This window comes from Pseudomonas sp. URIL14HWK12:I5 (assembly GCF_900176445.1).
Taxonomy (GTDB): domain Bacteria; phylum Pseudomonadota; class Gammaproteobacteria; order Pseudomonadales; family Pseudomonadaceae; genus Aquipseudomonas; species Aquipseudomonas monteilii.
Genome location: NZ_FWXQ01000014.1, coordinates 18,610 through 32,578, shown reverse-complemented (window position 1 = coordinate 32,578; position 13,969 = coordinate 18,610). Strand labels below are relative to the sequence as shown.

Here is a 13,969-nt window from a genome sequence, read left to right as displayed (position 1 = left end):
GGTCGAATCATGCCTGAGGATCCTGACCATGCCCCAACCGACGATTCACCCGAAACTGCTGCACCCGGCCAACGACTTCATCGCCGAGCAGTTGCCCACCTGGCTGAGGAGGGCCGGAGCAAAACCACTGGCGTTGCTGCGGGCCTGCATGACGGCACATTTGCAGAGCCAGAAACGCATGGCGGCGGCCTCGCAGCAGCTGCAACCGCTTGAGCGGTTTGCCGCTCTGCACTTCGAGCAGGCGATGAAGTCGCAACTGAAGCTGGAAATGGATCTGACCAACGTCAACTGGCGTGAAGAGCGACGGCGCTTGAAGGTCAGCCAAGGCCAGCTTCAGGCGTTCGAGGCTTATTTCGTGACCGTGCCGGCCTTGCAGAAGTTGTTGCAGAACTTCATGGAAGGTGAGTCGTTCTTTACCGACACGGCGCTGATCGATGCAACCACTGCGCCTGGCGAGCCAGTGCGTGTCATCACGCAGCGCGTCGACGATGTGGTGCAGCTGTGCCGTAGCGCAGATGTCGGTCAGGCCTATCAAGACCATCTCGATCAAGTACTGACGGCCAGTTTCAAGCGCCAGCTGGCCATCGACAGGCGCCTTGAGTTAGCGGTTGCAATCGAGATTGCGGCCCTCAAAGGGCAACTTGCAGGTAGTGACCTGCGAATGCTGCGTGAAGTCGGGCAAGGCAAGCGTCCAGAGCTGTTTTCGGACCATGAGCTCAACATGAGTACGTTGCAGATCCTGGGGCACCGGGTAGATGGCGCCATTGTGTTCCAGCTGGTGGGAACACCAAGCGGGTTCCCCGGTTTGGTCTTCAACCCCAGACGTCTGCTGAGCGTGCTGCTTTATCTGCCAGACGACCCCGTTCAGCCGCTGCGCCGTTACGATGACTGGCGTTCGGCTAACCGAGGCCTGGTGGCTGCCATGGGCAATGCCCGGTTCCGCCAGTCGATTGCACGTCGGATTGCACTTGGCGGGCAGGCGGATTATCAGCAGACGCTGGGCAAGCGCCTGCTGGATGACCAACCGGACCTGGAACCCTGCTCCGTTGCTGCAGAAAACGAAGCGTTCATCGACCTGGCCGTCGGGCATGTGCAGCGCATCAAGGATGATGCGGCTTTCCTGGCCGTGCCGACGGCGCAGGCGAACACCAGGGCTGCGTCAGAACGATTGCGAAAGCTGGAGACTGCGGGGCTGGTACTGCTGAACCTGGTCGGGTTTTTCGTGCCGGCCGTTGGCGCACTGCTCTTGGCGGATCTGGCCCGGCAGGTGCTGGGTGAAGTATTCGAAGGTGCGCGTGACTGGGCTCAGGGGCACCAGCACGAAGCACTGGAGCACCTGCTTCAGGTGGCCACTACAGTGGCTGCTGGCGCTGCGGTCGCCACGGGCGTGCAGATAGCGCGCAGTACGTTTGTCGAGCAGTTGGAGCCGGTCCTCACCGAGGCGGACAAGCAACGTCTATGGCATTACGACCTACGTCCTTACCAGGCACACGCGACCGTGCCAACCTTGACTGAACTGGATAACGGGCTGCTTAGCGATGGCCAGGCCCACTGGTGGCGGTGCGAGGGTGTGCTGTACCGGGTGCGCCGGGATACAGCGGGCACCTGGCGATTATTGCACCGTGACGGCGCGGGCGTGTTTGGCCCTTCTCTGGAGAGTAACGGTGAGCGTGCCTGGCGGCTCAGGTACGAGCGGCCGCTGGAGTGGCAGGGCAGTGAGCGACTACTCATGCGTCTATGGCCTGGCGCAGCTGGATTGAGCCCGGAGCGGATCTCGCAAATCCTTACAGTCGCGGATGTCGATGAGGCGCATTTGCGCGGTTTGCTGGTAGAAGGACGGCACCTGCCCGTAGCGCTGCGCGATACCTTGGAGCGTTTTGCCGTCGATGACAGGATCGAGGTGTTCTTTGCCGAACTAGGGGCGCAAGGCCACGATGCCGAAGCCTTGCAGTGGTGCAATGACAGATTGGGGCTGCAAGGGCTACAACTGTCGGAACAGATCCAGGCGATTCAGGCCTCTGCGCAAAACCTGCGGGCCCCGATGCTGGAGCATTTTGCCAAAGCCTACCTGGTTGATGATCCGCTGTTGGCCACGCTGAAGGGCAGTTTTGCGGGGCTGCCTGACGCCTATGCGCTGGATTTGCTCAAAAACGCCAGTGTTGAGCTACGCCAACGCATGGTGAGTGAGTCTCGCGTGCCGATGGCGTTGGCCGAGCAGGCGCGCGCGATGCTGCAGCAGGCCCGCCTTACACGGGTACGCGAGGCTTTGTTCTTGCGTAATGGTTACAACGCCGACTGGGTGACCTTGGTATTCGCCTTGCTGCGTCGCCGGAGCTTGGCGCCTGGAAGCATCAACCTGATATTGCGCGAGGGGTCAGCCTTTGGCCCTGCACTGGAAAAACTGTTCCCTGAGCAAGGCGGGACAGATCAGGGCACGGTGATGGTGTGGCGTGACGGCAGCTTTGATCTCTACGACGGGATGGGCCAGGAAAACGAGATAGAGGTGGCGCAGCCCCACGGGCTATTCGAAGTGCTGGCTGCCTGCCTGCCGTCCACTTTCCTGCAGCGTGAAGGGTGGGCTGGCGAAGGTGCCGCAGCGCGCATCCGTGTGTCGATGCAAGGCTGGCTACCGCGTGACCGCCTTGAGTTGATCCGTTTGCTAGGGTGGCGTGAAGCCAGGCCCGTTGCTTCTCCCTTGCACCGTTTGCCCGATGGGCGGGTTGGCTATTTGCTCAGCGGCCGGGGCACTTCGTCAGCGACTCAAAGGCAGGTGCTGCTGCGTCGGATTCGTAGCCTGTACCCTTCGTTCGATGACGATGCCGTCGAACGCTTCTTGCAGATGCTCTTGAGGAGCTCGCACTCGGCTTACGCCAATCTGCTGCATCAGGAGCAACAGTACCGCAGGCTTGATGAGAGCCTTGTTCGCTGGACCGATGCTGTATCCGGGCCTCAACGTGGGCAGCGGCAGCTGGTAGCAAGCGCGTTTCGCCACGCGTGGCGCCTGGAGGGTGATCGGGTTCATTTTCCCGATGATGCGCAAAGTGGATTGAGACTTGGTGTTCTCAATGTGCCGGCCGGCGGTTTGCCTGTCCTACCAGTAGGTACTGACTTTGGCCACATCACGGACCTTGCGCTGGTGGGGTTGCGGCTACAAGCTTTGCCGGCAGGTTTTCTGAACTTTTTCCCTGGCTTGCGGCGCCTGGACCTGAGCAGAAATGCCTTGCTTGCGCTTCCGCAAGGGCTCGAAATGTTGCCCCGGTTGCGCTATTTGCACCTGGCCAGCAACCGGATTCGGATGACGGCGCCCCATGCGGGGGCCTTGGCGCAGCTCGTCAACCTGCGCACGTTGGACCTGAGTGGCAACCCGTTGGGTGCGATCAGCTTGCGTTTCAACCAACTTTCCCGGTTGCGCGAGCTGCATCTGTATCGCACGGGTCTGCAGGTGGTGCCGGATGGCCTTGAATGGTGTGGCCTGCTTGAGCATGCCGACCTGCGAAATAACCAGATTTCCAGTTTGCCCCAGGCATTGATCGATGCTCCGCTGGCGCTGCGCCAGCGGCTGCTTGTAGAGGGTAACGCGCTGTCGGTGGCCGATCGCGAACGTTTGTACGCGGTACAGCCGGGACCGGGGCACTTGCAAGGGGAGGAGGCGGACATTCTGCATGCCAGGACGGCCTGGCTGGCGACTCTGGATGAGCATGATCAGTTAAACAGGTCTGGGCAGTGGGACGCGTTGAGACAGGAACCAGGCAACACGCAGTTCTTCCTGCTACTGGCAGAGCTGATTGACAGCGCCGATTTTCGGCTTGCACGTGAAGACCTTTCGCGAAGAGTGTGGGGTATGGTGGAGTCCGCCTCGCACGATACCCGGATCCGTGAAGAGCTTTTTGACCGCGCAGCGGACCCGCGTACATGCGTTGATAGTGTGGCGCATTGCTTCAGCCAGCTCGAAGTCCGCATGAGAGTGCTGCAAGTGACATTCGGGGGCGACCCGATTGCCACGCGTGATGCCCGCCTGTTGTTGGCTCAGCGCATGTTCCGGCTTGATGAGGTGGAACGTATCGCCCGTGCCGACTGCCTTGATCGGTTGGCCGAAGGGCACGCTGTGGATGAGGTCGAGGTCAGCCTGGCGTATCGCACGGGTTTGGCGAGCCGCCTGAACCTGATAGGGCAACCGCGGACCCTGCAGTTCCGTGCCATTGCCGGGGTTACGCAGGCACACCTCGATCAGGCATATGCGACCGTGCTGCGTGCTGAAACGGGTGTAGAGCGGGTTCGCTATATCAGTCAGCGAGACTTCTGGGCGCCGTACCTGCGTGTCAGGTATCCCGAGGCGTATGCGCGGATCTCCGACGATTTCGACACGCGGATGGATACCCTGGATCAGGAGAAGGAAGCCCTGAGCAGTAGTGACTATGTGAAACGCTGTGAGCAGCTGAAGCGGGAAAGGGAACAGGCGTTCGATGCACTTGCCCTGCAGCTGACCGAGCAGGAACTGAACATGCCGTTGCAGGACCGCCCGCGCCAGGGCGTCTGATCTGCCCGCACCCGTTCCCTCTGCATCCTGGTCAGGCAGTTGAGCAACATGGTTGGCTTCGTCCAATAGCTGGGGAACCAACCATGACCACCAACGCGACTGGCCACGATCAATTCATGGCTGCCAGATTACCTGAGTGGCTCAAACGTGCTTCAAAGGGCCAGATCAATACCTTGCGTACCAGCCTGAACGCGCATCATGCCAGCCAGGCGCGCCTGCGTGGGCTCACCGTCGAGCTACTGCCGCTCCAGCCGTTTGCCGAGAAACACCTGCTGGCACTGCTGGATGCACCGTTGCCTGATGGGCAGGCGTTTGCCCAGCTCGAATGGCTGAGGGTTGCTCCGCGGTTCGGCACTCTGCCAGGCACATTGCAGCAGACGTACGCGTACAGCCAAACACGTGAAAACGGGTTGCTGCGGCTGATGCGCAACTTCGCTGCGAATACAAGCTATTACATAGGTACCGGGCTGGTTCTGCCCGGCAGCGATAAGCCCTTGAATGCATCGCTGGACGCATTGATTGCGGCTTGTCGCGATCTGGACGTTGGCCAGAAATATCAGGACGAGCTGGAAAGGATCTTTCATCCGGCTACTCAAGCGATGCTGGCTGCAGACAAACGTTCGGGGTTGAAACTGGCCACCGAAATTGCAGCTTTGCAGGGAAACATAAGCGCCGATGTACAGATCGCCTTGCGTGAGGTGGTGGACCACGGTGAGCCGCACCGACAGCAAGGGTTGACGGGTGACCCGATGCTGCTGAAGGCGCTAGGGCAACCTGTGGCCGACGGGTTGCTGATTCACCTGCGTGACAAGGCAGGGAATGAACGGGGCATCGTCCTTTACCTGGCGAGTGATCCTCGGCAAGCGCTGCGTTTCTTCGACGATGCGCTCGCCATGAACAGCATGCTGGCATCGCTGTTGAAGGAGCCATCGTACTGGCAGTACTTCACGCAGCTGATCAGCATCGAGCACCGTGCAGCGTTCGTCAGCACCCTTGGCAAGCGCCTGAAGGACGCACTACCGGACCTGGCGCTTGAAGGCACGGCACCGGGCGGCGGGATTTTCACGGAACTGGCGACCCGGCAAGTGCAAAGGGTCAAGAATGATGCCCGCTTGTTGCTGGTACCAACCGCCGACGCTGATAGCCAGGCCATAAGCGCCAGACACGCGCAATGGAAGGCTGCGGGTCTGGACCTGATAAACCTCGCCGGATTGTTCATTCCCGTCGTGGGCGCCTTGTTGTTGGGTCAGTTGGTTGCCCAGACCTGCTCGGAAGTGTTCGAAGGGATAAGGGACTGGTCGAGCGGGCACCAACATGAAGCGCTGGAGCATTTGCTAGGGGTGGCCGAGACCTTGGCGGCCACGGCTGCGACAGTGGCGGCGGTCAGTTTTGTGCGCAGTGCGTTTGTCGCGCGCCTGGAGCCGGTAAGCCTTGGGAATGGGCGCGGTCGGCTATGGCATTTCGATCCCGCGAATTATCGCTCCATGCCGGGCTCTATCGGTCTGCTGGAAGAGGGAAGGTATGGTGAGGATGAACGTCGCTGGGTCCGTATCGACGGGCGCTATCACGAAGTGCACCAGCCGATCACTGGCGGCCCCTATCGCTTGCGTCATGCAGCGGGTGAGGGTGGCTATGGGCCGGTGGTGTTGCACAACGGTGAGCGTGGCTGGCGCCTGATGCGCGAGCAACCGCATGGCTGGCAGGACCCTGCACACATGCTGGATGCTTTGTGGCCACAGCATCCCGCTGTCGATGCGCATCAGGCCGAGCAGATACTGCGGGTCGCCGATATGGATGAAGATGAGTTGCGCGGGGTGCTGGTGGAGGACCGACCGGCTCCCGTGAACCTCGGGCAAACTCTGCGCGCCTTCCAGGCACATGCACGTATTCAGACATTTTTCGAGCGCGTTCGGCTGAAGGCATTGATGCCATCCGACAGTGAGCTGTTGACCTGGAGTGAAGGCCGGCCAGACGTTGGGGTGGGGCTGGAGCAGTTACTGGCGCACGAGGCCGAGTTGCGCCCGCAGCTGTTTGCCCACCTGACAGAGCAGCCGCTTGTGCAAGGTCCCTTGAGCTTGTTGGTCAAACGGGACTTCCCTGGCCTGCCGGCCGCCTACATAAACGAGCTGGCCGGCCAGGCAGGTGAGCTTGAGCACGAAATGGCGCGGGTCGAGCAGCGCCTGCCTTTGTCGTGTGCGAAGCACGCCCGTTCGCTCCTGCGCCTGGCGCGGTTGAACCGGGGGCTGGCCGGGTTGTATCTGAGCACGGCCTATAGCGACGTCACCGGCGAGCTGGCCCTTGCGTTGCTGGATACCTTCGAGCTTGACCAGCTCGACATCGACTTGCGTGACAGCGCGATTGATGGGCGGTCTGTCAAGCACCTTGGTAGCGGCGGGCAGAGCGAGGCGGAAAGGGTACTGGTCCGCCATGAGGGCAGGTTTCAGATCTACAACGGGTTGGGTGAGCAACAAGCGGTTCCGCCCGGCGAACCTGGCTGTATCTTCGAGGCACTCGTTGCCGCCCTCACGTCTGAACAGCGGACGGCGATGCAGTTGGCGGGCAGTGCTTCGGCAGGCCAACTGCGTGCGCAGCTTCTGGAGCGGTTACCCGGATCCCATTGGGGTATTGCACGCATGCTCGGTTGGCCGGAGCAGGGTGCCTGGTTCAATCCAGGGCGTCGCCTGGAGGACGGGCGGGTGGGCTACACGCTCAGTGGCCGCTCTTCAGTTGCCCCCCGCGATGAGCGGGCAATCGCTCGTAACCAGTTACGATCGCTTTATCCTGGCCTAGATGAGGCCGCGCTGGAGGTGGAACTGGCGCGTTTGCAAGCAGGCTCGCAGCCCGTGCTGGAGCGCCTGGTGGTGTTGCAGGATCACCATGATCAGCTAACGCAATACCTGAACCGCTGGGTCAGTGCCGAGCTACAGGAGGGGCGGCAAGCCGCACGCAGGTTGACGGCCGATAGCATATTGCGAGCCTGGCGACTGCAGGGCGAGCCTGTCTCGACCGGCTCAGGGCAAACCCAGGGGCAGCGCTTGTCGTTGAGGGGTTTGCATTTACGCACGCTGCCGGCACTACCCCCGCAAATCGACTTCCATCGCATCACCGCGCTAAGCGTGAACGACAGCTTGGTTACAGACATTCCGGTCGATTTCCTACGTCCCTTCACTGCCTTGACGGACCTCAATCTCAACAGCAACGGCTTGATGCGCATACCAGTGGGTGTTGCACATCTGCCACATATTCAAGTGCTCCGATTGGCGCATAATCAGATAAGGCTCGATGCTCAGGCAATCGGCATTCTGCATGGCCTGCCAAACCTTACGCATCTTGACCTCAGCTACAACCGGCTGGAAGCGTTGGACATGAGCTTCCATCATCTCTCCCGACTGAGAAGTCTGAACCTGCGCCATTGCCGTCTCGGCGCCTGGCCGCGACGCTTGGAGCTGTGTGGCCTGCTTGAGTGTGCTGACCTGCGCGACAACCAACTGCGTGAGGTGCCGGCGGAAATCCAGCAGATGGCGCATGCGTTTCGGCGTGCCATTCTGATAGAGCGCAACCCCTTGTCGCCCATGCAACTCCGTAGATTTTACGCGCTCGATGTGATCGAGGAGCATCGGCACTCGCCTGAGCAGTCATGGACATTTGACCTGGCCCGGACTCGCACGCTTTTGGCCGAGCATGAGGATGCGGCGGTTCGGGCGACGCGAGAGGCCGTGTGGCAGCGTTTGCTGGCGCAAGCGAATAGCAGTGGGTTCTTCAGGTTGTTGGCTCGCCTGGAAATGACGGCTGACTACACGGGCGCTGGCGAAGGACGGGTTGCGCTGGTTGACGGAGTATGGGCATTGCTGGCCGCACTGGACAACGACCCCGTGCTCTGCCGGCGAATTTTCGAATGGGCTGACGCGCCGCTGTCGTGTTCGGATGCTGTCGCCAGCCGGTTCAGTGAATTGCAGGTGCAGGTCAGGCAGGCGCAGGCTGAAGCAAACGCGGTCAATCCTGAAAGCAGCAATCAGCTGCTGGAACTGGGCCGGCAACTGTTCCGGCTGGATCAGGTGGAGGGGATTGCCCGCCAGGATTACCGGCAGCGTCTGGCCGCCGGTGAGCCCGTTGATGAGTTGGCATTGGGACTTGCCTACAGGATACGACTTCGCAGCCGTTTGCAGCTGCCTGGTCAGCCGTACGCCATGCGCTATCCCGATGCTGTCACGCTTGCACAGGCCCGGATAGAGGATGCATTTCGGCGGGTTAACCACGCGCAGACCATCGAGAACTTGACCGATAGCCTGAGTCAGCGGGCGTTCTGGAACCGTTACCTGCGCCAGCAGCATGGCCGCATGTTTGATGCCATCCGTGCAGACTACTCGCAGCGCATGCTTCGGCTGCAGGCTCAGCGGCCTGCGTTGTCGGCGATGGCCCTTGAGCAGCAGCAAACTCGACTACGGGAGCAACAGGGCGTCGATATCGAGCGCCTGGTCGCGGCGCTCACCCAGTCCTACCTGCGCGCCGCAGAGCGCGGGCAGGGGTAACGAGAGGCGGCCAAACCGGTCATCCAGATTGACAGCTTTGGCCATTGCCGCCGCGCTTGAGCGGCGCGAACATCGTTGGACCGATGGTTTAACTCCAAAAACAAGAAACCAGGAGTCTGACGATGCGCGATTACGCCGAGGCCGCCCGTGCGTTCGACCATGCCAATGCTGTTACGGCGGCATTGCATGGCAACCTCGAAGCCCTCAATGCCTGTGTCGAATGTTGTGATCGGCATGCCGGAAGCGGCAAGCTGGCGCTGATTTACGAAGACCGCGATGGCAACAGCGCGCGCTACAGCTTCGATCAGCTCAAGGCGCAGGCAGCCCGGTTTGCCAATGTGCTCAAGGCGCAGGGGGTGGAGGCCGGAGACCGGGTGGCGGGGTTGATGCCGCGTACGCCCGAACTGCTGGTCACCATCCTCGCCACCTGGCGCCTGGGGGCGGTTTACCAGCCGTTGTTCACGGCGTTCGGCCCCAAGGCCATCGAGCACCGGCTTGAACAATCCTATGCCCGAGTGGTCGTCACCGACAGCCAGAACCGCGCCAAGCTGGACGATGTGCAGGCCTGTCCGACCATCATCACCGTCAGGGCCCGCAGCGGTGAGCTGGACTTCCAGCAATGCCTGGAACGCGCAGCGGATGCATGCGAGCCGGTGATGCGCTCAGGCAACGATCCGTTCCTGCTGATGTTCACCTCTGGAACCACCGGCCCGGCAAAACCATTGGAAGTGCCACTGCGGGCGATTGTCGCGTTCCAGGGCTACATGCGCGATGCCATCGAACTGCGTCCCGAGGACAACTTCTGGAACCTGGCCGACCCGGGTTGGGCGTATGGCCTGTATTACGCCGTTACCGGCCCGTTGTCGCTAGGGCACGCCACCACCTTCTACGATGGCCCGTTCAGTGTTGAAAGCTGCGCCCGGGTGATCGACAAGCTGGGCATCACCAACCTGGCTGGCTCGCCCACCGCGTACCGTTTGCTGATTGCTGCGGGCAATGAATTCTCGGCGCCGATCAAGGGCCGCCTGCGGGTGGTCAGCAGTGCTGGCGAACCGCTTAACCCGGAAGTGATCCGCTGGTTCTCCGACGAACTGGGCGTGACCATTCACGATCACTACGGCCAGACCGAACTGGGCATGGTGCTCTGCAACCACCATGGTTTGAGGCACCCGGTGCACCTAGGTTCGGCCGGCTTTGCCATCCCTGGCCACCGCATCGTGGTGGTGGACGAGCAGGGTAACGAACTGCCGGCCGGCCAGCCGGGCATCCTTGCTGTCGACCGTGAGCAATCACCGTTGTGCTGGTTCGGTGGCTACCAGGGCCTGCCGACCAAGTCCTTCGTTGGCAAGTATTACCTCAGCGGCGACACCGTCGAGCTGAACCAGGACGGCAGCATCAGCTTCGTCGGCCGCAGCGATGATGTGATCACCACCTCCGGGTATCGGGTTGGCCCGTTCGATGTGGAAAGCGCGCTGATCGAGCACCCGGCGGTGATCGAGGCGGCGGTGATCGGCAAGCCCGACCCGGAGCGCACCGAGCTGATCAAAGCGTTCGTGGTATTGGCCCGTGGCTACAACGGCAGTCCCGAGCTGGAGGAAACCTTGCGTCAGCACGTACGCCAGCGGCTGTACGCGCATGCCTACCCCAGAGAAATCGAATTCGTCAGCGAGCTGCCCAAAACCCCGAGTGGCAAGCTGCAACGCTTCATCCTGCGTAACCAGGAAGTCGCCAAACAAAACGCGCAACAGGCCACCCCTGCCAGCGCTTGAAAGGAAACCGATCATGCAGATAGCCAACAAACACTTCATCGTCAGCGGCGCCGCCTCCGGGCTGGGTGCTGCGACTGCGCAGATGCTGGTCGAAGCCGGCGCCAAAGTCATGCTGGTCGACCTCAATGCCCACGCTGTCGAGGCCAAGGCCCGCGAGCTGGGTGACAACGCCCGCTTCGCCGTGGCTGACATCAGTGACGAGCAAGCGGCCCAAGCGGCTGTCGATGCGGCTGTCAGCAGCTTTGGCAGCCTGCATGGGCTGGTCAACTGCGCTGGCATCGTCGGTGCCGAGAAAGTGCTGGGCAAACAGGGCCCGCATGGCCTGGCCAGCTTCGCCAAAGTCATCAATGTCAACCTGCTAGGGAGCTTCAACCTGCTGCGTCTGGCTGCGGCGGCCATGGCCGAAGGGGGTGCCGATGAAGGTGGAGAGCGTGGCGTGATCATCAACACGGCGTCGATTGCCGCCTATGACGGGCAGATTGGCCAGGCCGCCTACGCCGCATCCAAGGGCGCCATCGCCAGCCTGACCTTGCCGGCCGCTCGTGAGCTGGCGCGCTTTGGCATCCGCGTGATGACCATTGCCCCGGGCATTTTCGAAACACCGATGATGGCCGGCATGACCGAAGAAGTGCGTGCTTCCCTGGCTGCCGGTGTGCCATTCCCGCCGCGTCTGGGCCGTCCACAGGAATACGCTGCACTGGCCCGTCACATCATCGAGAACAGCATGCTCAACGGCGAGGTGATCCGCCTCGACGGCGCACTGCGCATGGCAGCCAAGTAAGGAGAGCGAACATGACCCTCGCCAATGACCCGATCGTAATCGTCAGCGCCGTGCGCACGCCCATGGGCGGCCTGCAGGGCGACCTCAAAAGCCTGACCGCGCCACAACTGGGCAGCGCGGCCATTCGCGGCGCCGTGGAGCGCGCCGGCATCGACGCTGCCAGCGTCGAGCAGGTGCTGTTCGGCTGCGTGCTGCCGGCCGGCCAGGGCCAGGCACCGGCGCGCCAGGCGGCGCTGGGTGCCGGGCTGGACAAGCACACCACCTGCACCACCCTGAACAAGATGTGTGGCTCGGGCATGCAAGCCGCGATCATGGCCCATGACCTGCTGCTGGCCGGTACGGCTGACGTGGTGGTTGCCGGCGGCATGGAAAGCATGACCAACGCCCCCTACCTGCTGGACAAGGCCCGTGGCGGTTACCGCATGGGCCACGGCAAGATCATCGACCACATGTTCATGGACGGCCTTGAAGACGCCTACGACAAAGGCCGCCTGATGGGCACCTTCGCCGAGGATTGCGCCCAGGCCAATGCCTTCAGCCGCGAAGCCCAGGACCAGTTCGCCATCGCCTCGCTGACCCGTGCCCAGGACGCGATCAGGAGCGGCCGCTTTGCCGCCGAGATCGTGCCGGTAGAAGTCACCGAGGGTAAGGAAAAACGCGTCATCAAGGACGACGAGCAGCCGCCGAAGGCGCGCCTGGACAAGATTCCGCAGCTCAAGCCTGCCTTCCGCGAAGGCGGAACGGTGACCGCAGCCAACGCCAGCTCGATTTCCGATGGTGCTGCCGCGCTGGTGCTGATGCGCCGCTCCGAAGTCGAGAAGCGTGGCCTCAAGCCGCTGGCGGTGATCCATGGCCACGCCGCATTCGCCGACACCCCGGCGCTGTTCCCGACCGCGCCGATCGGTGCCATCGACAAACTGATGAAACGCACCGGCTGGAACCTGGCCGAGGTCGACCTGTTCGAAATCAACGAGGCCTTCGCGGTGGTCACCCTGGCGGCCATGAAGCACCTCGACCTGCCCCACGACAAGGTCAACATTCACGGCGGCGCCTGCGCCCTGGGTCACCCGATCGGTGCCTCTGGCGCTCGCATTCTGGTCACCCTGCTGTCAGCCCTGCGCCAGAACAACCTGCGCCGCGGCGTGGCGGCCATCTGCATTGGCGGCGGCGAAGCGACGGCCATGGCCGTCGAATGCCTGTACTGAGGTGAACCATGCTGGTAACTGACGAGCAACAACAGATCGCCGACGCCGTGCGCGCTTTCGCCCAGGAGCGCCTGAAACCGTTTGCCGAACAATGGGACAAGGAACACCGTTTTCCGAAAGAGGCCATCGACGAGATGGCCGAGCTTGGCCTGTTCGGCATGCTGGTGCCGGAGCAGTGGGGTGGCAGCGATACCGGTTATGTGGCCTATGCCATGGCCCTGGAAGAGATCGCTGCGGGTGATGGCGCCTGCTCGACCATCATGAGCGTGCACAATTCGGTAGGTTGCGTGCCGATTCTGCGTTTTGGCAGCGAGCAGCAAAAAGAGCAGTTTCTCACCCCGCTGGCCACGGGGGCGATGCTCGGTGCCTTCGCCCTGACCGAACCGCAGGCAGGCTCTGATGCCAGCAGCCTGAAAACCCGTGCAAAGCTTGATGGCGACCACTACGTGCTCAACGGCAGCAAGCAGTTCATCACCTCTGGGCAAAACGCCGGGGTAGTGATCGTGTTTGCCGTGACCGACCCGGACGCCGGCAAGCGTGGCATCAGCGCCTTCATCGTGCCGACCGATTCGCCGGGTTACCAGGTGGCGCGGATCGAGGACAAACTCGGCCAGCATGCCTCCGACACTTGCCAGATCGTTTTCGACAATGTGCGTGTGCCCGTGGCCAACCGCCTGGGCGCGGAGGGCGAAGGCTACAAGATTGCCCTGGCCAACCTTGAGGGTGGTCGCATCGGTATTGCTTCGCAGGCAGTGGGTATGGCCCGCGCCGCGTTCGAAGTGGCCCGCGACTATGCCAACGAACGGCAAAGCTTCGGCAAGGCGCTGACCGAGCACCAGGCCGTGGCATTCCGCCTGGCCGACATGGCCACGAAAATTGCCGTCGCCAGGCAGATGGTGCTGCACGCCGCCGCGCTGCGTGATGCCGGGCGCCCAGCGTTGGTGGAAGCGTCGATGGCCAAGCTGTTTGCCTCGGAAATGGCCGAAAAGGTCTGTTCGGATGCCTTGCAGACCCTGGGCGGTTATGGCTATCTGAGTGACTTCCCGCTGGAGCGGATTTACCGAGACGTTCGGGTATGCCAGATCTACGAAGGCACCAGCGACATTCAGCGCATGGTCATTGCGCGCAATCTTTGAAGGAGCAGACTG

General features: G+C 62.1%; 6 protein-coding genes. All 6 read left to right on the top strand.

Annotation, left to right across the window (positions count from 1 at the left end):
- The first annotated feature begins 28 nt into the window (after positions 1-28).
- The 6 genes from B9A31_RS25750 to B9A31_RS25725 all read left to right on the top strand — a co-directional run bounded on the left by B9A31_RS25750 (position 29) and on the right by B9A31_RS25725 (position 13,957).
- Positions 29-4,537 (top strand): NEL-type E3 ubiquitin ligase domain-containing protein, encoded by a 4,509-nt coding sequence (locus B9A31_RS25750; protein WP_084297514.1) that lies wholly within the window; start codon positions 29-31, stop codon positions 4,535-4,537.
- A gap of 83 nt (positions 4,538-4,620) precedes the next feature.
- On the top strand, positions 4,621-9,066 hold the full coding sequence (locus B9A31_RS25745; RefSeq protein ID WP_019097507.1) for an NEL-type E3 ubiquitin ligase domain-containing protein: 4,446 nt from the start codon (positions 4,621-4,623) through the stop codon (positions 9,064-9,066).
- A 122-nt stretch (positions 9,067-9,188) separates the two neighbouring features.
- Entirely contained in the window at positions 9,189-10,835 is a 1,647-nt protein-coding gene (locus B9A31_RS25740) for an acyl-CoA synthetase (protein WP_084297513.1), read from the top strand.
- A 13-nt stretch (positions 10,836-10,848) separates the two neighbouring features.
- Positions 10,849-11,616, top strand: a complete 768-nt coding sequence (locus B9A31_RS25735; protein ID WP_019097505.1) for an SDR family NAD(P)-dependent oxidoreductase — start codon at positions 10,849-10,851, stop codon at positions 11,614-11,616.
- Between the two features lie 11 nt (positions 11,617-11,627).
- The gene (locus B9A31_RS25730) at positions 11,628-12,821 is read left to right on the top strand and encodes an acetyl-CoA C-acyltransferase (protein WP_027615704.1); all 1,194 of its coding nucleotides are present in this window, start codon (positions 11,628-11,630) and stop codon (positions 12,819-12,821) included.
- Between the two features lie 8 nt (positions 12,822-12,829).
- Positions 12,830-13,957, top strand: coding sequence for an acyl-CoA dehydrogenase (locus tag B9A31_RS25725; RefSeq protein ID WP_027609686.1), 1,128 nt, complete (start codon positions 12,830-12,832; stop codon positions 13,955-13,957).
- Positions 13,958-13,969 lie beyond the last annotated feature (12 nt).

What these genes read in the sequence shown, in the direction of transcription:
- B9A31_RS25745 (WP_019097507.1), top strand. Translation starts at nt 4,621, where the DNA reads ATGACCACCAACGCGACTGGCCACGATCAATTCATGGCTGCCAGATTA.
- B9A31_RS25735 (WP_019097505.1), top strand. Translation starts at nt 10,849, where the DNA reads ATGCAGATAGCCAACAAACACTTCATCGTCAGCGGCGCCGCCTCCGGG.
- B9A31_RS25725 (WP_027609686.1), top strand. Translation starts at nt 12,830, where the DNA reads ATGCTGGTAACTGACGAGCAACAACAGATCGCCGACGCCGTGCGCGCT.
- B9A31_RS25750 (WP_084297514.1), top strand. Translation starts at nt 29, where the DNA reads ATGCCCCAACCGACGATTCACCCGAAACTGCTGCACCCGGCCAACGAC.
- B9A31_RS25740 (WP_084297513.1), top strand. Translation starts at nt 9,189, where the DNA reads ATGCGCGATTACGCCGAGGCCGCCCGTGCGTTCGACCATGCCAATGCT.
- B9A31_RS25730 (WP_027615704.1), top strand. Translation starts at nt 11,628, where the DNA reads ATGACCCTCGCCAATGACCCGATCGTAATCGTCAGCGCCGTGCGCACG.